The 22,595-nt window shown below is 24.6% G+C and carries 20 protein-coding genes; 19 read left to right on the forward strand and 1 reads right to left on the reverse strand.

The genetic code is table 4. The annotated features are described in order from the left end of the window. Positions 1-11: 11 nt before the first annotated feature. The 14 genes from atpD to EXC48_RS01985 all read left to right on the forward strand — a co-directional run bounded on the left by atpD (position 12) and on the right by EXC48_RS01985 (position 14,077). Positions 12-1,424 (forward strand): F0F1 ATP synthase subunit beta, encoded by a 1,413-nt coding sequence (atpD, locus tag EXC48_RS01920; protein WP_129720558.1) that lies wholly within the window; start codon positions 12-14, stop codon positions 1,422-1,424. A 5-nt stretch (positions 1,425-1,429) separates the two neighbouring features. Further along, complete coding sequence (atpC, locus tag EXC48_RS01925) at positions 1,430-1,849, forward strand: ATP synthase F1 subunit epsilon (RefSeq protein ID WP_129720559.1); 420 nt, start codon at positions 1,430-1,432, stop codon at positions 1,847-1,849. A gap of 56 nt (positions 1,850-1,905) precedes the next feature. Then, positions 1,906-2,559 carry a LemA family protein gene (locus tag EXC48_RS01930; protein WP_129720560.1) on the forward strand — a complete coding sequence of 218 codons (654 nt, stop codon included), beginning with the start codon at positions 1,906-1,908 and terminating at the stop codon, positions 2,557-2,559. Positions 2,560-2,654: 95 nt separating this feature from the next. Continuing rightward, a complete protein-coding gene (locus EXC48_RS01935; protein WP_129720561.1) occupies positions 2,655-4,718 on the forward strand; it encodes an Mbov_0121 family peptidase domain-containing ABC transporter in 2,064 nt (687 codons plus the stop codon). Continuing rightward, positions 4,711-5,112, forward strand: a complete 402-nt coding sequence (locus EXC48_RS01940; protein WP_129720562.1) for an MAG1140 family protein — start codon at positions 4,711-4,713, stop codon at positions 5,110-5,112. Before EXC48_RS01935 ends, EXC48_RS01940 begins: the two co-directional genes overlap by 8 nt. Positions 5,113-5,169: 57 nt before the next feature. Continuing rightward, positions 5,170-6,024, forward strand: coding sequence for an RluA family pseudouridine synthase (locus tag EXC48_RS01945; protein ID WP_129720563.1), 855 nt, complete (start codon positions 5,170-5,172; stop codon positions 6,022-6,024). Between the two features lie 8 nt (positions 6,025-6,032). After that, on the forward strand, positions 6,033-6,335 hold the full coding sequence (locus tag EXC48_RS01950) for an Asp-tRNA(Asn)/Glu-tRNA(Gln) amidotransferase subunit GatC (RefSeq protein ID WP_041593761.1): 303 nt from the start codon (positions 6,033-6,035) through the stop codon (positions 6,333-6,335). Position 6,336: 1 nt separating this feature from the next. Next, positions 6,337-7,659 carry an amidase family protein gene (locus tag EXC48_RS01955; RefSeq protein ID WP_129720564.1) on the forward strand — a complete coding sequence of 441 codons (1,323 nt, stop codon included), beginning with the start codon at positions 6,337-6,339 and terminating at the stop codon, positions 7,657-7,659. Further along, the gene (gatB, locus tag EXC48_RS01960) at positions 7,652-9,073 is read left to right on the forward strand and encodes an Asp-tRNA(Asn)/Glu-tRNA(Gln) amidotransferase subunit GatB (protein ID WP_015287185.1); all 1,422 of its coding nucleotides are present in this window, start codon (positions 7,652-7,654) and stop codon (positions 9,071-9,073) included. The genes EXC48_RS01955 and gatB overlap by 8 nt, the downstream gene beginning before the upstream one ends. Beyond that, positions 9,057-10,178, forward strand: a complete 1,122-nt coding sequence (locus EXC48_RS01965) for a YhjD/YihY/BrkB family envelope integrity protein (protein ID WP_015287186.1) — start codon at positions 9,057-9,059, stop codon at positions 10,176-10,178. The genes gatB and EXC48_RS01965 overlap by 17 nt, the downstream gene beginning before the upstream one ends. Before the next feature lie 63 nt (positions 10,179-10,241). Beyond that, positions 10,242-10,742, forward strand: a complete 501-nt coding sequence (locus tag EXC48_RS01970) for an MAG0490 family ComEA-like DNA-binding protein (protein WP_015287187.1) — start codon at positions 10,242-10,244, stop codon at positions 10,740-10,742. A 233-nt stretch (positions 10,743-10,975) separates the two neighbouring features. Beyond that, complete coding sequence (locus EXC48_RS01975) at positions 10,976-11,935, forward strand: ComEC/Rec2 family competence protein (RefSeq protein ID WP_165035629.1); 960 nt, start codon at positions 10,976-10,978, stop codon at positions 11,933-11,935. A gap of 14 nt (positions 11,936-11,949) precedes the next feature. Further along, positions 11,950-12,882, forward strand: coding sequence for a DNA polymerase III subunit delta (gene holA / locus EXC48_RS01980; protein ID WP_129720567.1), 933 nt, complete (start codon positions 11,950-11,952; stop codon positions 12,880-12,882). Then, the gene (locus EXC48_RS01985) at positions 12,845-14,077 is read left to right on the forward strand and encodes a hypothetical protein (protein WP_129720568.1); all 1,233 of its coding nucleotides are present in this window, start codon (positions 12,845-12,847) and stop codon (positions 14,075-14,077) included. The genes holA and EXC48_RS01985 overlap by 38 nt, the downstream gene beginning before the upstream one ends. A 15-nt stretch (positions 14,078-14,092) precedes the next feature. Here EXC48_RS01985 and EXC48_RS01990 read toward each other — a convergent pair whose 3' ends face one another. Then, on the reverse strand, positions 14,093-15,019 hold the full coding sequence (locus tag EXC48_RS01990) for a nucleotidyltransferase (protein ID WP_129720569.1): 927 nt from the start codon (positions 15,017-15,019) through the stop codon (positions 14,093-14,095). 168 nt (positions 15,020-15,187) lie between these two features. Between EXC48_RS01990 and EXC48_RS01995 the strand changes: the two genes are divergently transcribed. From EXC48_RS01995 to ruvB, 5 genes are all read left to right on the forward strand, one after another. Beyond that, positions 15,188-17,767 carry a hypothetical protein gene (locus EXC48_RS01995; RefSeq protein WP_129720570.1) on the forward strand — a complete coding sequence of 860 codons (2,580 nt, stop codon included), beginning with the start codon at positions 15,188-15,190 and terminating at the stop codon, positions 17,765-17,767. 379 nt (positions 17,768-18,146) lie between these two features. Then, positions 18,147-20,447 (forward strand): hypothetical protein, encoded by a 2,301-nt coding sequence (locus EXC48_RS02000; protein WP_129720571.1) that lies wholly within the window; start codon positions 18,147-18,149, stop codon positions 20,445-20,447. 285 nt (positions 20,448-20,732) lie between these two features. After that, entirely contained in the window at positions 20,733-20,939 is a 207-nt protein-coding gene (gene rpmF, locus EXC48_RS02005) for a 50S ribosomal protein L32 (RefSeq protein ID WP_015287195.1), read from the forward strand. Between the two features lie 93 nt (positions 20,940-21,032). Next, entirely contained in the window at positions 21,033-21,626 is a 594-nt protein-coding gene (ruvA, locus tag EXC48_RS02010) for a Holliday junction branch migration protein RuvA (RefSeq protein ID WP_041593762.1), read from the forward strand. Further along, positions 21,607-22,566, forward strand: a complete 960-nt coding sequence (ruvB, locus tag EXC48_RS02015) for a Holliday junction branch migration DNA helicase RuvB (RefSeq protein WP_015287197.1) — start codon at positions 21,607-21,609, stop codon at positions 22,564-22,566. Before ruvA ends, ruvB begins: the two co-directional genes overlap by 20 nt. Positions 22,567-22,595 lie beyond the last annotated feature (29 nt).

Raw genomic sequence — 22,595 nt, forward strand, 5'->3', positions numbered from 1 at the left:
AAGGAGTAATTATGATAAGAAATGAAGGGATAATTGTTCAAATTTTAGGTCCAGTTGTGGATGTAAGATTTCAAGAAGGAAAATTACCTAAGTTATTAAATGCTTTAAAAGTAGAAGTGAATAATAAAGTATATACATTTGAAGTAGCACAACATATTGGCGATGATACAGCTAGAACAATATCAATGGGTGATGTAAACGGATTGCAAAGAGGTTTAGTCGTTTATGATACAGGAGCCCCAATTTCTGTTCCAGTTGGCGAAGTTGTTTTAGGTAGAATGTTTGATGTTTTAGGTAATCCGATTGATGAAATGCCACTTGATAAAGATGTTATGAGAGCATCAATTCATGCACCTTCACCGTCATATGAAGAGCAAAAAACTTCATCAGAAATTCTTGAAACAGGTATTAAAGTCATTGATCTTTTGATACCTTATGCAAAAGGTGGAAAAATTGGACTTTTTGGTGGTGCAGGAGTTGGAAAAACTGTTTTAGTGCAAGAATTAATTAATAACATTGCTACTCAACATAATGGGCTCTCGGTTTTTGCTGGTGTAGGGGAAAGAACCAGAGAAGGGAATGACTTATACCATGAAATGAAATCCGCCGGTGTTCTTGACAAAACTGCCCTAGTTTTTGGTCAAATGAACGAATCGCCTGGTGCTCGTATGAGAGTTGCTTTATCCGGGCTTACAATGGCTGAATATTTTAGAGATAAGCAAAACCAAGATGTTTTATTATTTATTGATAATATTTTTAGATTTACTCAAGCTGGTTCAGAAGTTTCTGCTTTATTAGGTCGTATGCCTTCTGCTGTTGGATACCAACCAACATTAGCCACTGAAATGGGTGCTTTACAAGAAAGAATTACATCAACAAGAAGAGGATCAATTACATCAGTGCAAGCAGTTTATGTTCCTGCTGATGATTTAACTGATCCAGCACCAGCTACAACATTTACTCACCTTGATGCTAAAACTGTTCTTGATAGAGGGATTGCATCATTAGGTATTTATCCTGCTATTGATCCGTTAAACTCATCATCAAGATTACTTGATCCACTTGTTGTTGGTGCTGAACATTATGAAGTTGCTCAATCAGTAATTTCAATTTTACAAAGATTCAAAGAATTACAAGACATTATTGCTATTTTAGGAATGGGTGAATTAAGCGAAGAAGATAAAAAAGTAGTTGCGAGAGCTAGAAGAATTAGAAACTTTTTATCACAACCATTCACCGTTGCTGAAAAATTTTCTGGAATTAAGGGATCATATGTACCAGTTTCTGATACTATTAGAAGCTTTAAAAGAATTCTTTCAGGTGAATATGATGATTATCCGGAAGAAATTTTTAGATATGCAGGTAGCATAGATGATGTAATTAATAGATATCAAAAAATTAAAAATGAAGGTAATTCTAATTAAATATAATGGCAACAACACATTTAAATATTACTATACCTAGTGGAATATTTTTTGAAGGTGATGTGGAAATTGTAACATTAAGAAGTTCTACTGGTTATATTGGTCTTCAGCCTAATCGCTCTCCATTATTTTCTAGCATTGATATTGGTATTTTAACTATTGGTTGAAGTACTGATGAAAGTTCAGAAAAGTATTATATTGGTGGTGGTTTAGTTTATGCAGAAGCAAAAAAAATAAACATTATTACTGATGATATAATTAATCTTAAAGACATTGATATTAATCAAGTGATTAAAGAAAAAGAAGCTCTTGAAAAAACAATTTTGCAATCTGCAAAAGGTGATGTTGATATTGAAAAACTTGAAATTCAACTAAAGAAAACACTATTTAAAATTGATTCATATAATATTTTAAATAAAAACTAATATTTAGTATAATTATTTTAATAGTTATATATAAAATACTAAAATTAAGGAGAAAAATGGCGAATTTATTTAATAATCGCGAAAATCAAAATGTTGAAGGGTTTAATCCTTTTGTAGATAATACACCAAAAAAAGTTGTTTCATCAACTGCTGCGACTATTGTATTTTGAATATTAGGATTAATAATTTTTTCTGGTATTTATTTTCTTGTTGCAAGAAATAGATTATTAAGAAAACAAAATGAAATTAATGAATCAGCATCAGTAATAGATGTTCAGTTGGCAAAAAGAGCTGATACACTAATTAAGTTATATGATATTGTAAAATCACATAAGGATTTTGAAAAAGAAACATTTAGTCAAATTGCTAAATTAAGATCATTACAAAGCCTTGGTGCATATAGTGAAAAACAAAGATTAGAAATTGAAAACCTTAATAATTCTGTTTTAGGTCGTTTAATTGCTGTATCTGAAAATTATCCAGAACTTAAAGCGTCGCAATCATATTTAAATCTAATGGATCAAACTGTGTATTTAGAAAGAGAAATTGGAGCTGCCCGTAGGTTATATAACTCAAAAGTAACTGAATTTAATACAAATATCTTTTTATGACCAGATAGTGTTGTTTCATCTGCATTATCTTTAACTACATATCCTCTTTTTGTTGCTAGTCAGCAACAAAAATCTGATGTTTCAATGAAAGATTTATAATACTAAAAGTAAAAAAATATTTTAAAATCTAATGTTAATTCATTAGATTTTTTTCTTTTTTAGTTTATCATTGATAAATTTGTATCAATATATTGATGAATAAGAATGAATTTAAACAAATAGATCAAAAAGACTGTTCATTATATGTTTTTAAATATTTTTTACATTACAAAGAAGGTATAAACATTTCGATCGATGAACTAAAACTTCAAACTAAATATCAAGTAAATGGAATTAGTTTAGAAGATTTTAATCAAAGCATTATGAATCAAAATTGAGAAATAGCTGTTTATAATACTGATTTTGATACTTTAACAAAGATTAATGATAGTGAGTTTCCATTTGCGGCAATAGTTAATACCTTTGATGAAAATCATATGGTTTTATTAACTGAATTTAATGCAGAAAATATTGTTTATTATGATCCGAATATTGGTTCAGAAGTTTGTCTTAAATTGAATGAATTTAAAAAGATTTTTAAGGAAGTATTAATAGAATTTAAAAAAAGAAAAACAAATATTCAAAGTATTAAAAGTTCTAAAGATTCAATAAATCCTAAGTTAACTACCAACTTATCTCTTTGAGAACTTCATAAAAGCCATTTATTTTTATTTTTTATTTTATTATTAGAATTATCATTTTTGATTCTGATACCAATAATAAACAAGAGAATTATAAATGTTATTACAATTTACAAACTAGAAAATGAACTTATCTTAATCGGAATTTCAACAATTGTTGTTATTATTTTTCTATATTTATTTCAGAATATTGTCAACAGAATTACAAAAAGGATTTACTTAAAAAAATCACATCAAAACATTCATTTAATATTAACTAAATTTCAAGTACAAAACAAAAAGATTATTAATAAATTCACTAGTATTGAAATCAAAAATAGATTATCGAGTTTATATGAAATTGTACTTTTAAAAGAAACTTTTATCCCTAATTTATTGATTAATATTTTAAGTTTCGGAATATCTTTAATAATCTTAAGAAATATAAATAATATAATGTTAATTACACTTTTTGTGCTAGGTTTAGTGTTAGTAAGTGTATGTCTAATACAAAAAAGAATTTTCGAAACTCATTTTAATGCTATTTTAGGACAATCATATTTAATGGACCAAACTTTTGATAATTATATTAATTCAATTAATGAATTTATGCAAGAAAGTTTATCATCAAAAACTTTGATAAAGTGAAATGAGGAATCGAAAAAATTTCAAGAGATATCTTTTATTTATGACCAAAAATTAAACTATATCAATACTTTTAATGCTTTATTAGAAATAATTATTCCACTATTAATTGGGTTTATTGGTGTAAGTGAGATTTGAAATAATCGTTTAGAAATTTCTAACTTTATTTATTTTTTAACTTCATTAAACCTATTTCTAAAACCATTAAAGGGATTTTTTATAAATTTATCTGATTATCTAAATTTTAAAGAAAAATCAAAATTAATAAATGTGTTCAAAGAGAATGTTTATTCAAATAATTTAATTGATAAAATCCTAATCGATAAAATTATGAAAATTCAAATCTCATATGGTGAATTTACATATTTTAATACTAATAAACCTGCCATTGATATAGATCGATTAATATTTGAAGACAAATCCAAAATTCTAGGAATTAATGGTTCAGGTAAGAGCACACTATCAAAAATAATTGCAGGATTATTACCGCTTGATAAAGGTGAAATATTAATTAATGACACAAGTTGCAATGTGTTTTTAAATAAAGATATTAAGGAAAAGATTTATTACTTAAATTCAGAACAATCAATGCTTAAATTAACTATTAGTGAATTTTTGATGATTAATAATAATCAACACTTTTATAATATTTTAAATAAGCATAATTTTTTAGAACTATTTCAAATGATTAAATTAGATTACAAAATGTTAGAATGAAAAAGACTAAATGAACTTTCTAAGGGGCAAATTGCTTTTGTAAAAATACTTAAATTACTGATTTACGATTTTGATGTTGTGATATTAGATGAAGCTTTTGAAAATATTAGTATTGAAGTATTTAAAATGTTAAAACAGCGTTTGAATCAGTATTTAAAAGACAAAATTGTTATCGAAATCAGTCATAATAATAAGTATATATTTGATTCGGGTAAAGAGGTATATTTAAATGCATAAAAAATTAAATGAATCTTTTGTTATTACGTTATTATTTATATTTTTTTTAACCGCCTTAGGTACTTTTATATATATTTTATTAACTATAAGACATTATGAATATTTTAATGCAATTATAAAAAAAGAGTCTGATGAGTTATATGTTGTTAATTTGGATAGAAAAAAAGTTATCCAAAATAATTTATTAATAAATCTTAATTATAATCAAAAAATTTATAACTTTAAAATTGAGATTCTTGACGCTTATGCAGAAAGTGGTATTCAAATTAATTCACCAAGTCTTGTTGAATTTATGAATGAAAATAATATTTATTCAACTGTAATTTTCTTCTCAAAACCTGATGTAACTTATTTTAATAAAGTCATGAATGTGCTCAAAGAGTTGATAACATAATATTAAAAAATACTAAATATTGTATAATTAAATAATTAATAGAGATGAGGTTATATAATGTTTGAAATTTTAGCAACAAAAAATGATGCCGGTAGAACTTTATTTAAATTATTATCAAAATATTTGAATAATATCTCTAAATCAAAACTTGAAAAAATATTTCGTAAAAGGGATATAAAAGTAAATAATTTAAGAATATCTGATAAGTCATTGAAAATAAATCAAGGTGATAAAATTGTTGTTTATGGTGTTTATGATGCTCAAAAAGATGTTGAGATACCAAAAATAAATGTTAATTTAGATATTCTTTATGAGGATCAAAACATTTTAATTGTTGATAAGAAAAATAATATTCCTGTACATGGGGAAAATGATTCACTAGACAATGTTGTTTTAACCTATTTAAAATATACTAAAGTTGATAGTTTTAAGCCGAGCCATGTTGGCCGTTTAGATAAAGAAACTAGTGGTTTAATTGTTTATGCTAAAAATTATAAAACACTTGTGGAATTAAATGCAAATACCGCTTATTTTAAAAAGAAATATATTTTTAAAAGTGATTTGATTCTTCTGGAAAATTCAAGACTTGATATTGAAATATATTTATACAAAGATGAATTAAATAGAAAAATGAAATTTTCAAAAGAAAAAGTTCCTAATGCAAAATTAGCTAGAACTCTTTTTTATTTAGATAAAAAAGATAAAATTGCCGAATTATTAACCGGTAGAAAACATCAAATTAGAGCAACATTAAGTTATTTAAAAAAACCAATATATGGTGATAAAAAGTATGGCGGAAAAAAGGAAAAACGTTTAATGTTACATGCATTTTACATTCAATTTAATAATTTAAAAGATGAATTAAAATATCTTAATAAACAAGAATTTTGAACAAAAAAACCAAAATGATAGGACATAATATGAAAACAATTAGTAAAGAAAAGTTGGTAAATATTGTTAGTTCTTTAATGATGATTCCTACTGATAAAGTAATTGAAAATATTTTGCAAAATTGAAATACATTACAAAAAAATTTAAGATTTTTTGATGAAGTTGATTTAGATAATCTTGAGCCAATGACACATATTGATGAATCATACCAAATTGATTTTTTAAGGGATGATATTGAGGATGATTCATATAGCATTAATAAAAAAACTATATTATCAAATGCAGCGAAAAGTGATAATGATTTTGTAACCTTAAACAAGGTGGTGAAATAAGATGAGAAAATTAAAAGTTTTAGGTAATTATGCGAATGCATATAATGAATTAAAAAAAGATAACAATAATGCTGTTGCTGAACTTTTTCAATTAAATGATTTAAATAAAAATGATGGTGTATTATCTAATTCTATCATCACCATTAAAGATAATTACGCAATGTTTGAATCAAAAACTAAAGCTTCAAGTAGAATCTTAGAAGGATTTATTCCTGGGTATGATGCGACTATTATTTCAAAATTAAAAAACTCAGGAGCAAATATTATTGCAAAAATGCATCTAGATGAATTGGCGTTAGGGGGAACAGGAACATATAGTGCTTATGGGTTAATAACTAATCCAAATGATCCAAAAAGATATGTTGGGGGTTCTTCATCAGGTTCTGCAGCTACTTTTAGTGAAAATATTTCCTTTGCAATCGGTAGTGATACAGGTGATAGCGTAAGATTGCCAGCATCATTTATTGGTAAGGTAGGTTTTAAACCTTCATATGGCGCAATAAGTCGTTATGGGCTATATGCTTATGCTTCATCATTGGATACTGTTGCATATTTTACTCATAATGTTAATGATGCTATTGTTGTATCTGAAGTTTTATTTGGCAAAGATCATAATGATATGACTTCAAAGGATATCGAAATTAAAAATGTTGTTAAAACTAAACCTAATAATATTGTTGCATTAGATTTTTCTGATCAAATTGATCCAAGTGTTAATAAACAATTTCATAATGTAATTGAACATCTAAGATCAAATGGCGTCAATGTTTCAATTATAAAACCTAACCTAAAAATTTTACGTTTGATAAAACCTGTTTATCAAATAATTTCTTTTTCAGAAGCAAGTTCAAATCTTTCTAATTTAAATGGAATTGCTTTTGGCGACCGAATTGAAGCTGATTCATGAGAAGACATAATCAAAAAAACAAGATCTAAAAAATTTGGCCAAATGGTTCAAGAAAGATTATCTTTAGGTAGTTATTTTCTTTATGAAGAAAACCAAAAAGATATTTTTATTAAGGCGCAAAAAGCAAGAAGACTGATTAAGAATTATTATAATGAAATTATGGATGGTTTTGATATTATGATTTATCCTGCTAGTTATGGTATTGCTCCTTTATTTGAAGAATCAATTAATAATGGAGTAATTGATTTCATTTTAACTGGTTCAAATTTAGTCGGAAATCCCTCAATAACTATACCAATGGGTAAAAAAGATAATTTATCATTTAGTATTGCAATTGATGCAAAATTATATCAAGATCAGAAGCTTTTGGGCTTTAGTGAATATGTAGAATGTTTAATAGGAGAAATTAATGAATAATTTTGAGGTAGTAATTGGAATTGAGATTCATGTTGAATTAAAAACTAAAACTAAAATGTTTTCTGCATCCAAAATAGATTTTAATGCTGAACCAAACACTTGCGCCAATCAAATTGATTTAGCTTATCCTGGAACATTGCCATTAGTAAATAAGCAAGCTGTCAAATATGCAATCGCATTAGCGAAAGCTCTTAATATGGAAATTGATACTGAATTGCATTTTGACAGAAAAAATTACTTTTATCCTGATTTGCCTAAGGGTTATCAAATTACTCAATTTTTTAGACCAATAGGAAAAAATGGTGTAATTGATATTAAGATTCAAAATCAAATTAAACAAATCAAAATCGAAAGAATTCATCTTGAAGAAGATACAGCAAGACAATATCATGATGAAGATGGGACAAAACTTGATTATAATCGTGCAGGTATTCCATTGATTGAAATTGTTACTTTCCCTGTTTTAAGAAGCGCTAAGGAAGCATCTGCTTATGTTGATATGATTAAAAAAACTGTTTCAACATTAGAGATTTCAGAAGGAAAATTAGAGCAAGGTAGTTTAAGAGCAGATATAAATATTTCATTAAGGCCATTTGGTTCGAAAATTTTGGGAACGAAAGTTGAAATAAAAAATCTTAATTCACTATCTAATATTGAAAGAGCCATTGAATATGAAATAAAACTTCAAAAAGAAAAAATTTTAACTGGTCAAATAATTCAACAAGAAACTAAAAGATTTGATGATCAATTAAATGTAAATAAAACAATGAGAGTTAAAACAGGAACCGTTGAATATAAATATTTTCCTGAACCTAATATTCCTTTTATAAAACTTTCAAATGAATTTGTTGATTCAATTGAATTACCTGAATTACCAAATGAAAAAGAAAAAAGATATTATGAGCAGAAAATTCAGAACATTTATATACAAAGTTTAATTGATGATATAGAATTATCGAAATATTTTGATAATATTCAGTACCCAGATAAAGAAAAACTTTCTAAGATTTTCTTTGCTGAAGTTGTGTCATTAGCTAATTCAAAATCTAAAAAAGCATATGAATTAAATATTGATACTGAAAATATTTCAAAAGCCATCATTCTACTTGACCAGGGAATAATTTCTGGTAAATCTTTAAAGAAATTAATCCCTCTTTTAGTTAATTTTAACGGGGAAATAAGAGATTTATTAAAAGAATATAATCTTGAACAAATTTCAGATCCAAAACTTATTGAATCTAAATTAAATGCGATTATTTTCACAAATGAAGACATAGTTATCGAGTACCCTGATAGACCTGAAAAAGTGGTGAAATTTATATTAGGAAATTTAATGAAAGAAACAGGTGGTCAAATAAATCCGGTTCTTTCTAATGAAATATTATTAAGGATATTAGATGCTAAATTTAAATAATAAAACTAGAAGTTATAAGAAACTGCTAAGGCAAAAAAACAATTTGTCATATTTAAGAGATTTTTATTCAAATATAATTTATCCTGAACGTTTTGCATTTATAAGTAAGCTTTATGAAAAAATTTTAAAAAGTATTATTGCCATTTTTGCCTCTGTTTTGATTATTGCAAAAAACCCAAATGAAAAAATAAAGCGTACTAAACTTGTACATAAAGTATATGATAGTTACGCAACAAAGGAATTTAATTTTATTTGACTATCGACAATTTTTTATATTTTAATCTCATTTGTTCCTGTTATATATATTGTTACATTTTTGAACTATACTATTAATGATTCTATACCTAGTTTTAAAAATTTTGTCTTACCTTTAGCAAGAGAAAAAGCACCAGGAATTGAACAAAATTATTTTCAAACTTTATTTAATACAGTTATTTTTGATAAATTTATTCCAGGTGGAAATTTATATTTTTCAGTAGATATTAAAGCTAAAACAGGAACATTATATAAACTTTATGATTTACTACCAGGATCGTTTATTGCTTTACCATCATTGTATATTTCAAGTGGTGGATATGGTAAATTAATTTCAGCATATAATTATATTTTTTCACACAATAAAATTGGTTCATATTGGGGAAATAAATTAAAAGGTTTATGAATTGTTGTTATGGTGTCATTATTGCTTTGAGCATTTAGTACATTAAATATTTTTATTCAAACATCTATTTGATTAAAATTTGGAAATAATGCAAAAGGTTTAGGTGATTTTGTTTATTTATTATTTGTATTTGGTTTTATATTAAGTTTATTTTTAGTATTATTCAAAACTACTCCATCATTTAAGATGAAATTTAAAGATTCATACCGTGGAGCATTAATTTCTACCATTCCATCATTTTTATTAGTTATAGTTTATACATATATGCATAAATTAATATCATATGATAAATTTGGCTCAGCTGTGGCATTCTTTTTTGCGGTAGGTTTTTTCATAAATTGATATATATATTTTATGTTTTTGGGAATAATTTTTAATAATTCATATTACAAAAATTATGTAAGTTCTAGAACAATTCCTAAAAAGGTTTATGCATGATTTTAATGCACTAGAAATAGTGCATTTTTCATTTTTAGTTCTTTTTAATAAATAAAATATCAATTTAATGTGAAGAAAAATCTATTGAAACTATTTTTTATATTTTTATTTATGTTAGGAATGGCAGGAACTATTTTCTTAATCGATAAATATAAAACAATGAATATTAAGAAAATAAATCCAGATGAAAAAAATGATATTCACTATTATAAAATTTCTGGTGCTGCAAAACATATAGGGGTTCATAAGTCGCTTAAAAAACTTACCTATCGTGAACTTTTTTTCATTGCAAAAGTAAGTGAAAATGCTAATATAGAAATCTTTAAATTGAATAATTATGTCCCAGAAAACTCTGAAGTTGTAGTTCCTTATAAAAACTATAAATTAAAGTGGATATATTTTGAAAATATTAATCAATTAAGTAAATTAGGAATATCTAAGAAAATATTAATTTCTTTATTAAAACACCGTAGGGAGAAAATAAAGACTTCATGAGCAAATATTGAGAAAATTTCAGGCATTGGTGAAAAGACTTTAGAAAAATTAAAGAATTTTTTAGAGTTGAATTAATTTACTTTTCATATTTTTTAGTTTTTTCATTTTTAGTTATTTTTATTCTTAATTTATGATGGTTTTTTGTTGTACTTGCATTATTGATATCATTATTTATTTTGGTTTTTTATAAAGAACATCGAAAATCATTCATAATTTTTTTAATTTTGATGTTTTCAATCTATTTGATTAAGCACTACATTCAAAAATTTTTATTAAATTATTGTGCGAATACTTATTGAGTTTTTTCTATGTCTCAGTACAATCTAACATTAATAAATGTTAATAATGAAAAGTTTTATCTTAATAATAAAATGATAGCATTAAACGAAACTAATATTTTAGAAAAAATATGATTAAATGCAGAAATAAATGACAAAATAATAAATAGAGTTTATGAATATAAAATACTTAATAATTATGATTTTAGATATTTTTTATTTAATTTTTTAAGAAGTATTGATGAAATATATCAAACTAAAATAATTCCTATTTTATATGGTTTTTCATTAGATTTTAATCGGGAAATTTTTGAAAAGTCTAGTCAAATTGGAATAATTCACTTAGTGATAATAAGTGGAATGCATTTTAACTTACTTTTTTTAATTTTTACAAATATTTTTAAAAAACGTTTTAAATTTATGCCAATTATTATAATAATAGTTTATTGAGCATTATGTTTTAAAACAATTTCAGTAAATAGAGCATTTTTTGCGATTATAATTGGGCTGGTATTAAAAAAATATCAGGCAAATACTAATTATAAATTTTTATTAGTTTTTGGATCTTCTTTTTTATTTACCTCGAATATTAATATTTTAAATGCTGGTTATTGATTGAGCTTTATATTGTCATTTTTAATTAAAAAAATTTTTGATAAGTCAAAAGCACTAGATAAAATTATTTCATATTTTTATATTTGAATTCTTTCAATCTCGATCCAATTAATTTGAAAAGACAGGATTAATTTAACCTCATATGTGGCGGGAATATTATTTATGCCTTTGATTGAGATTTTATATCTTAACTTAACGATATTTATTTTGTTTCCATTAATACCAAGAGTTTTGATTAACTTTCTAGAGTTTTTATTAAATATTTTAGTTAATTATCAAATAATAATTCAGAACTCCCTAGTTATTAATACTATAATTTGGACAATATCTATTTTCATATTTTTTGGTCATTTTATAGATAAAAAGGTAAAATAAAATATAATTCAATTATGAAGTTAATATATGGATCTGAAAAGTTTTTTATTACTAAAAATTTAAATAAAGAAAAAGCAAAGTATTTAGATATTGATATTTTGGTTTTTGATAACAATATAGATCTTAGTGAACTTTTAGAAAAAATATCTAATCCACCATTATTTTCTAATAAGAAATTAATAGTTATTAATGACTTTGAACTATTAACTATTTCGAAATTTAATAAGAAACAAGATAAAATAGCCGATGAATATATTAAATTTTTAAGTTCAAATATTTTAGATGAAATTATTTTTGTATGCAACTTTAGTAAATTGATTGATAATAAATTTACAACATTTTTAAAAAAGAAAGCAGAAATAATTGAGTCTAAAAAACTTGAAAAGGACGCTTTAATTAAACAACTTAATATTTTAGCTAAAAGTCATAATATAAAAATTTCCTATATTAATATTGAAACTTTTATTGAAAAAATGCCTGATAATCTTGAAATTATAATGAATGAGTTTGAAAATTTAATCTCAAATTATAAAGAAATTTCATATGATTTAATAGAGAATGTTGTTGCCAAATATTCCAAAAATCAAGCGTTTTCTTTTCTTAATTCAATTGAAACATATGACCTAAAAAAAATATATGATAAATATCTTGAAAGAACTTCGGAAGGTGATGAAATATATTTATTGTTAAATCAAATAAATTCTATATTTAGCGATTGTTTAATTTATTACCATTTAGTAAAAATAGGTTTAAACACTAATGAAATATGCTCTAAAATGAAAGTGCCAGAATGAAAAATAAAAAAACTATCAGTAGTTTTAAAACGTTATGGAATAACTAAAATAAAGAAAATAACTTATGATTTAGCAGAAATTGATGTAAAAATAAAAAGTTATGTAGGAGATGTAAATGAAATTTTTGAAATGTTTCTTATCAAAAACTTCTAGTGATAATTTAAATGATGAAGTTTTCTTTATTATAGATGATAGAATAGTTGAAACATATGATGATAAATTATTTACAGAGTATCTCAAAAATTTATTGGAATATTGTGCATTATTAAATCAAAGAAATATTAAATTTAATATTTTATTACCTAATACTTTTTCATTCTCAATTAATGAGACAGATGAGTTTTTTAATAACATTGAAAAAAGAAGAAAAGGTTTAAAAAAATTTGCTAAGAGTATTGTTGATTTTAAATATGGTGAAATACTTCAAATTATTGATTTTAAAAATATTTCATCAATTTCATTTGATATTAATAAAAAGATTAATAAAAATAAGGAGAATAGTGAAGAAAATTTAAGCGAAACATTTAATTTAGAATTCAGTAATTTGATGTATACGAAAAATATTATTATAGATGAAAATGAAAACGAAAAGGATTCGATGTTATATAAAGACTTAATGAATTTATATTGATTCTTTTCAACAAAATATTTTGTAAGTGGTTTTGTTTTTAATAATATTGAGAATCATATAAAAACAATACCAATTAAAGAACAACCAAGTAAATTAACAGTGATTGATAATATCATTTCATTATTTAAAAAAGAAACAAAATCTAGTATTTATTCATATAACACTGATAAAGAGCTATCAATTTTTAAGCTTTTAAATTTGATAACTTCAATTGATAAAAAGATTATCAAAAAAAAGCCAAGTACAACACTTATTCAAAATATTTTAGGAACACATTTACAAGGTGATAATGTTTTTTACTATGATTTATTTGATTATTTAGTTTTTGAAAATGGCGAATACATTTTCAAAATTGAACAAATAAAGACTTTATTAAATCACATTATTTTAAATAATCATAAATTAGCATTTAATTTTGTTTTTAATAATGCATTAAAAACAAATGAAATTTTATATAACTTTGATTATATAAAATTTATTAATAATCAGATATTAACAATATTAAATCAAAAAAGAAACAAATGAAAATTTCCTTTTGCTAGAAGGGTTTATATTAGATATTCGTTTATAAAAATTTTAAAGGGATTTTTAATAAGAATCATTAAACTTGATGGTTATGAATATGTTGAATATATTAATATCACTAATAAAGTTCGTTATTTAGGTGCAAAAATGTTTTTACCATATCAAACATCGAATTTACAAGAAAATAAATAATCACTAAACATTTGTTTAGCGATTATTTTTTCTTTGTTTTAAAAAAACAGATAAATAAGCTCTCTTGATACGATTTCTTGTATATCTTTTACTAATGCAAGCCTCAATAAAATCGTGATAAGTTGGTTGGTTTATGTGTTTTTTGAAAAGATTTTCCATCCCTTCATCAATGAGTTTGTATTGAGCTATTTTGTTAGCCGGTGTTTTTGAAATAAATTTTTGAAATTTTGGATAAGTATCTTCAATTAGTTTAATTTTTTTTATTTTTAATGGTGTATATTTAGAAATATCTTGTTTTTCTTTAATCATTTGTCTAATTTTTGAGGCAGAAGCAAATTCATTTAAAGTATTTTCAGAATGAAACTCAATAGTCCTTTTTAAACAAACAGGTTGAATTTTAAAATCATTATTTATGATGCTTTTTACATATTCAATTCCTAGAATATCATTTGGCTTGTCAAAATTTTCATTAGTTAATTCAGATAGAGCAAGAGCTGATGCTTTTGGAAAACTATTTCCGCCCATTTTTAAATATTTTTTAACTAGTATGTCATATTCGGTCTTATTTTCTTTTAAAAGTTTAGCGACTTTTATAAAAACAGATATATCTTCTGTTTCTGAACCAAAAACTAAATAATCAATTTTAGCTTTGTTCAATAAAGAAACTGCCTCGTTTGCAAAAATATGAGCAGCTTGGGTTGAAATATGTTCTTTAAGTTTAATGAATTTGTTGACTCCATATTTTTTAGCTATTTGTTTTCTTTTTCATCAACTTACGCAAATGTATTCACCGCGTTGAGAATATTTATGACTCATTGCAATAATTATTTTAGAATCAGGAAACTTATTTTTAATTCATTTTAATTGATATATATGTCCATTATGAAAAGGATTATATTCAACTATAATACCAATTTTAGGCTTTTTAATTCTTTTAAACATTGAAAAATTATAAATTAAAACACTAATAAGGATGAAAAAAATTCAACTTTTTTTTTTTTTTTTTAGTAATCTTTTTTATAAAATAATATCATTGCGCAAGAAGCGACAAAAGTAAATATTATTTATAAATTATTTTAAAGTAAACTAAGGACGATATAGGGAGAAATTATGAAATTTAGGTTAAGTCTATTATTGAATGCATCGATTATTGTGTGTACGCCATTAGCGGTAAGTGTTCAAGGTAAATCCGGGACTAAAAGTTCAAAAACTATTCAAGAATTATCGACTCATAAAAGTGATGTTTATAACACAATGGTGCCACCGGTACCTACATATGATGACTATGATGATGTAGACAGCTATGAAGTTTATTGATATACTGAAGCTTTTAAAACTCATTATGATATGACATTTGCATATAGAATTCTAAAAAAATTAATTAACTTTGAAGGTCAAAAACTAGATAAATTACCTTATAAGGAAAAATTAAAAGAATTTAATGTTTTTAAAGAAACTGAGTTCGATGATCTTGGATCAACATATACGTTTTCAGTTCATAATCTTTTATATTGAACCACTTTTATTAAATTATGAGAGGATGTAAAATTTAATTATGGCGATTATTTAGTAAAACAATTTAAAAAAATGAATGTTGATAGTACTTCAAAAGTTACTGATGACCTTAGAACATTAGCAACATTTAAAGATTTCGATACAAAAAACAGCGACATTTTTGCACTTCGCACATTTGTTTCTCACTTTGAAGCAATCAAATTATTCGTTATGCATAAGGATAATACAAAAATTAAGGATTTATTAATAAAAATATTTAAGGTAGAAAGTGGAATTAATACTGGTTCAATCGAATATAACAATACATTAAAAGATACCTTACCAATATTTAGACAACTAAAAGAAGAAGCAAAAGAGAGCCTTATTGAACAATTAGAGAGAGAAGTTGAAGAAGAAAATAAATATGATAAATTAAAGTATGATGCATTATTGTCTGCACGTAGAGCGTTCGGGTCTTTAGAATTTAATAAAATTATTCGATTAGTTAAGCAAGTTATAAACTCAAGTACGCAACAGTTATTAGAAGAGTTAAAAAATACTGCTGATTCTATTTATCTTAGTGAAAAACAAAAAGTTATTGGAATCTATGAAGAGCTAAAAGATAAGGATAAATTCAAAGATAGAGTTGATAATGCGCGTAACGTTGGTATTCTAAGAGATATTTATTCAGATATAACAACTCAAAAAATTAAAGAGTTTCAAGAAAAGATGGCTTCTTTAGTTGAGAAAACAAGTGGTTCTAATGATTATAATGACTTTAAAAATAGATTTGATGCTATAAGAAACAAAAATGCTGAGAGTGAAAAGCAAAAACGAACCGATAAGGAAGTTTTTGAGAAGAAATGAAAAGATTTTGGTGCTAATCAAATTATGAATAAAGTTGATATCAAAGTTGAAAAGGAAAAACAGCGTGCAAAATTGGAAGTTCAAATCCAAGAGCAGGAAGTAATACTTGAACAACTAAAAGCCCTTAAACAAGAAGTGGAAAATGAATTTTTGGATGAAAAACAAAAGGCCCTTAATGCAATAAATAAAATTCTTGAAAAAAATTTTAAAGATGAAGAGTTAAAAAAAGTTGATAAAGCAAAAAATATTACTGAGTTAAAATCATTAGCTCAAAATGCTACAAGAATTAGAAATAACGAAGATCTTTTAAATGCAAGAGCTGATGCTAAAAAAGCTGTTGAAAGAACAAAAGGTTCTAAGAATTATAATGAATATGAGAAAAGAAGAATAACTTTCGATGGAGAAACCACTAAGCTACTAGCGCTTATAAATGATGCTAATGGTGAATATGAAGCTAAAAGCAACGAAGTGAAAGCAAACTTAGATAGTTTAGATGATAAAAAAGATTTTAAAGATAAATTTAAAAATGTTAAAAATATTGCTGATTTAGAGGAATTAAATAAGAAAATATTACCTGAAAAGAAAATCCAAGATTTAGCAAGAGCGCAAAAAAGAGCAAAAATTGCTGTTGAAAGTACAAACGGTTCAAAACAATATGAAGCATTTTTAAAGAGATTAAACAATAATAATGAAAAAACCGACGAATTAAATAAACTAGCCTCAGAAGCAGAAAATGTTTATAATGAGGAAAAGCAAAAAGTAGTAGATGTTTTTGATAAACTTTTAGATAAAAAACAATATAAAGACAAAATTGATAAAGCAATAAATATTACATCTTTAAAAGCATTATTTATTGAGATTTCAACTGAAAAAGCAAGGCAAGATACAGCGGACGCTATTAAAAAAATAGAAGGTTCTAAAAAACACCAAGAACAAATGAAAAATTTTGAAAAAAATAGGGAAAATATTGAAGAATTAAAGAAAATAACCGAAAAAGCAAAAGAAGAATTTAATAATGCACTTAAAGAAGTTCAAATAGAACTTAATAAATTAAGTGACACAAATTTTAAAAAGAACGAATTTAAAGAAAAAATCCAAAATGCTAATAGTATTGCAACTTTAAAACAAATAAAACTTCAAATTGAAGATGAGATTAGCGAACAACAAAAGAAACAATCAAAACCAAAAACCACAGATAAAAAAGAAAATGAAAATAAAACAAATGTTGCAACTATTGTAACTCCACTAGTTTTAATTCCATCTATAGCTGCTGCTGGATTTGGAATTTGATATGCTATAAAACACCGTAAGAAAAGTATCAAGAATTAATTTAGATTTATAGATGTTAAAAAATTTAACCTTATTTGTTAGGGTTAGATTTTTTAATAGATAAATAAGAACATTTGATTTTTAAAATTGAAAAATATCAATTTTATTTCAAAACTTCTAGACATTTTTTTTTTTTTTTTTGCAATCTTTTTATAAAATATTATCAATAAGTAAGAAGTGATGAAAGTAAATATTATTTATAAAAGTATATTGAAACAAAAATCTTTTTAATATATAAAATTAAATTAATTGAATTAGAATTAAGTTTTTATTTTTAACTTTAAAAAGTTATTAATAATAATTTATAACCTTTGTAGTTTAAAATGTTAAAGATAATGATTTTTAAATAAAACAAAATAAAAATTTATAAGGAGAAATTATGAAATTTAGGTTAAGTCTATTATTGAATGCATCTATTATTGCTAGTGCACCATTAGTTGTGAGTGCTCAAGGTAAAAGCGAGACCAAAAAGTCAAAAAATACTCAGGAAATATTGGCTCATGATAGTGATGTTTATAGTGCAAAACCTTTAGAACGACCTGACTATGATGATTATGATGATGTAGATAGCTATGGACTATATTGAGATGCTGAAGCTTTTAAAACTCATTATGATATGACATTTGCATATAGAATTTTGAAAAAATTAATAGGGGTCAATGATCAAAAACTTGATAAATTACCTTATAAAGAAAAATTAAAAGACTTAATTCCTTCACTTGGTCCAGAGTTTGAAAATATAGGTTCTATATATTTATTTGCAACACACAATGAACTTTGAAAGTCATTTATAAAACCATGAGAAGACGTAAAGTTTAATTATGGTTCTTATTTAAAAGAGCAATATAAAAGCAAACATAATGATTCGAATGACAAAATTACAAAAGATTTAAAAAGTAGTGAAACACACGGTATATTTTTATCAAAGGCTAATGACATTTTTCAAGTGCGAACGATGGTAGCTCATTTTGAAGCAATTAATTTATTCATTAAACATAAAGATAACACTGAAATAAAAGATTTAATATTAATGTTATTTAAAGTTGATAGAGGTGCTAATACTGCTGATCCTGCATATAAAAATACGTTAGATGATTCACTACCAATTCTTAATGAAATAAGAGAAAAAGCTGGTGAAAATTTAGTTAGCGATATAGCTAAACAGGTTGAAGAAGATAATAAGCATGATAAGATAATATATGACGCATTGCTTTCTGCTCGTAGAGCATTTGGTTCTCCTGAATATAATGAAAAAATTAAGCCATTAGTTAGACAGGTTTCTGAAACAAGCACCACAGAATTTTTAAAGAAATTAATAAGTGTTTCTGATTCAATTTATCTTAAAGAGAAACAAAAAGTTGATGCAGTTTTTGAAGAACTAAAAAGTAAAAATAAAGAAAATGAATTTAGAACTAGAATAAACAATGCTCGAAATGTTGGACTTTTAAGAGATGTATATGCTGATTTAGTGACTGAAAAAATTAAACAGGTTCAAGAAGAAGTGAAAAATTCTATTGATAAGACAAATGGTTCTGACGATTATAATGATTTTAATTCTAAATTTGCTGCAATAAAAGACAAAAACGACAACACTGTTAGTCAAAAGAAAGTGGATAAAGACGCATTCGACAAAAAATGAAGAGATTTTGGTGCTAATCAAAAGTCTGTCAAAATAGACATTAAAGAAGAAAAAGATAAGCAACGTGAAAAATTGGCTATTCAACTTAAAGAGCAAGCGGTAACGCTTGAACAACTAGAAGCACTTAAACAAGAAACTAATAATCTTTATCTTGAAGAAAGTGATAAAACAAGAACTCTTATTAATAGCATCGATTCTCATATCAACAAAAATAAAAAACTTGAGGAATTTAAAAAAGCTAGAGATATTAAAACTCTTAAAAAAATAGCAGAAGAAGCTAAACAAATTAAAGAAGCAGAGGATTTAGAAAAAGCTAAAAGCGGAGCCGCAAAAGCTGTGCAAAGCGCTTTTGGTTCAATTAAATATGATGAATATCAAAAAATGCTTATGGAAGCAAATGATGATATTGTTAAATTTAATGAATTGATCAAATTAGCAGGTGGTGAATATGAAGCTAAAAGCAACGAAGTGAAAGCAAACATAGATAGTTTAGATGATAAAAAAGATTTTAAAGATAAATTTGAAAATGTTAAAAATATTGCTGATTTAGAGGAATTAAATAAGAAAATATTACCTGAAAAGAAAATCCAGGATTTAGCAAGAGCGAAAAAAAGAGCAAAAACTGCTGTTGAAAGTACAAATGGTTCAAAACAATATGAAGCATTTTTAAAGAGATTAAACGATAATAATGAAAAAACCGACGAATTAAATAAACTAGCCTCAGAAGCAGAAAATGTTTATAATGATGAAAAGCAAAAAGTAGTAGATGTTTTTGAAAAACTTTTAGATAAAAAACAATATAGAGACAAAATTGATAAAGCAATAAATATTACATCTTTAAAAGCATTATTTACTGAAATTTCAACTGAGATTAGTAAACAACAAAAGAAACAACCAAAACCAAAAACCTTAGATAAAAAAGAAAATGAAAATAAAACAAATGTTGCAGCTATTGTAACTCCACTAGTTTTAATTCCAACTATAGCTGCAGCTGGATTTGGAATTTGATACGCTTTAAAACATCGTAAAAAGTCTGATTAATAATTTTTTGTAAAATTAACTGATAGTTTATATATTGTAAAATTAAATTTATAATTTTTGATAATTTATTTAGATTTAAATTTTTTTGATATTAGCTTTTTAACTATTTTTTAAAATATTTTACGTTTTATTATTATTTAGTGCTAAAATATAGTAATAAACAAGTTAAATTTTACTATAAGAAAAATAAAAAAATACTTATCAAAATAAACATTTGTAATATAATTGTTTATGCTCATATATCAATGATATATTTTATGAAATTAAACCACAAAGGAGGTAACCATGGCTATTGTTCCTAAACGGAAGACATCTAAACAACGTAAACACAAAAGACAAACTCATAGTGCTTTAGAAACACCTAATTTAGTTAAATGTTCAAATTGTTCTAAAATGATTGAACAACATGTTACATGTAAGTTTTGTGGTTTTTATAAAGGTGCAAAAGTTAAAAACTATGTTGCATTAAATGACCGTATTAAAAATAGTTAATACTTAATGATAGCAAAATATATAATGTTTTGCTATTTTTATTCCTTTTTTAGTTCATATTATTTTTGTATATATCATTACAATGGAGGGAAAATGATATTATACAAAATTGGCGAGATTGTTTATAAGAATAAAAACAATATTATATTCGAAAACAAAGGCGATGGATATATTGTAAATGTCGCGAATGTTGATAGATTTGAGGTTGGTGCAAAATGCAAAATATTTTTATATGAGTACAACACTGAGTTTTATAAAAATATTTATGGATTTAAAGATTTTAAGGAAAGGTTATTATTTACTGACTTAATCACTATTGATAAGATAGGTCCGAGAGTTGCGATGATAATTCTTGAAAAAGGTTGAGAATTAGTTGCAAATTATATTATTAATGATAATTGGCAGGAATTATCTAAAATTAATTTTGTTTCTGAGAAGACTGCAAAATTTATCTGTGTGGAACTGAAAAATAAGTGAACTAAATTAATTGATAATAATGCAAAAAAAGATTCAAAAGATTTAAATAATATAAGTGAATTATCATCAACATTAAGTACATTAGGTTTTAAAAAGAATCAAATAGATTTTGCAATAAAAAATGTCAAAGAGCAAAAAGACTTAGACAAAATGATTGAAGAGAGTATATCTCTAATCGCTAATAATAAAGATGCAACTTACAGAACTTAGACCAAGTAGTTTTAAAGAATTTATCGGGCAGGAAAATCTTAAAAAGACACTTAAAGCAATGATTGATAGTGCTAAACAACAAAAAAAGATTTTATCACATTTGCTTTTTTATGGTTTACCCGGAATGGGGAAAACAACATTAGTTTCATTAATCGGAAGTGAAATGAATAAGAAGATACATTTTATTCAAGGAACGAATATTGAAAGAAAGAGTGATTTAATTAATGTTTTATCTGTAATTAATGAAGGTGATATAGTATTCATTGATGAAATACATAGTATAAATAAAACAGTAGTTGAATTTTTATATAATGCTATGGAAGATTTTGTTTTTGATTTAATTATTGGTGTTGAAGGAAATTCACGTCCAATGAGAATGAAAATAAAGCCTTTTACATTAATTGGAGCTACAACTAAAATAAATGAGATTTCACAACCGTTAAAAGACCGCTTTGGATATATTGGAAGATTAATAAATTATAATGATGTAGAAATTTTTAAAATATTAAAAAATACAGCAAAAAGATTAAACATCGATATTAATGACGAATGTATTGAAAAAATAGTGAGTTATTCTCGTAAAACTCCTAGAATAGCAAATCATCTATTACAAAGAGTTAACGACTTTGCTATTAGTCTTAATGAAGGTAAAATAAATTTAAAAACCATTAAGAAAACTTTTAAATGTATGGATTTATATGAATATGGTTTATCAAAAGATCATATTGAATATTTAGAAATCTTAAAAGAAGCTTTTTTTGAAAAATACGCTTCTTTGTTTACTTTAACTGGATTAGCAAGGTTTGCAAAAGAAGACATTTTAACAGAAATAGAGCCCATTTTATTATTTTATGAACTAATTGAAAAAACATCGAGAGGAAGGAGAATATCATCAAAAGGTTTGGATTATTTAATTAGACAAAATTTATTTTCTAAATAATAAATATACCGCTTAAAAAAATGGTTTTT

It is taken from the genome of Mycoplasmopsis cynos (genome assembly GCF_900660545.1).
Taxonomy (GTDB): domain Bacteria; phylum Bacillota_I; class Bacilli_A; order Mycoplasmatales; family Metamycoplasmataceae; genus Mycoplasmopsis; species Mycoplasmopsis cynos.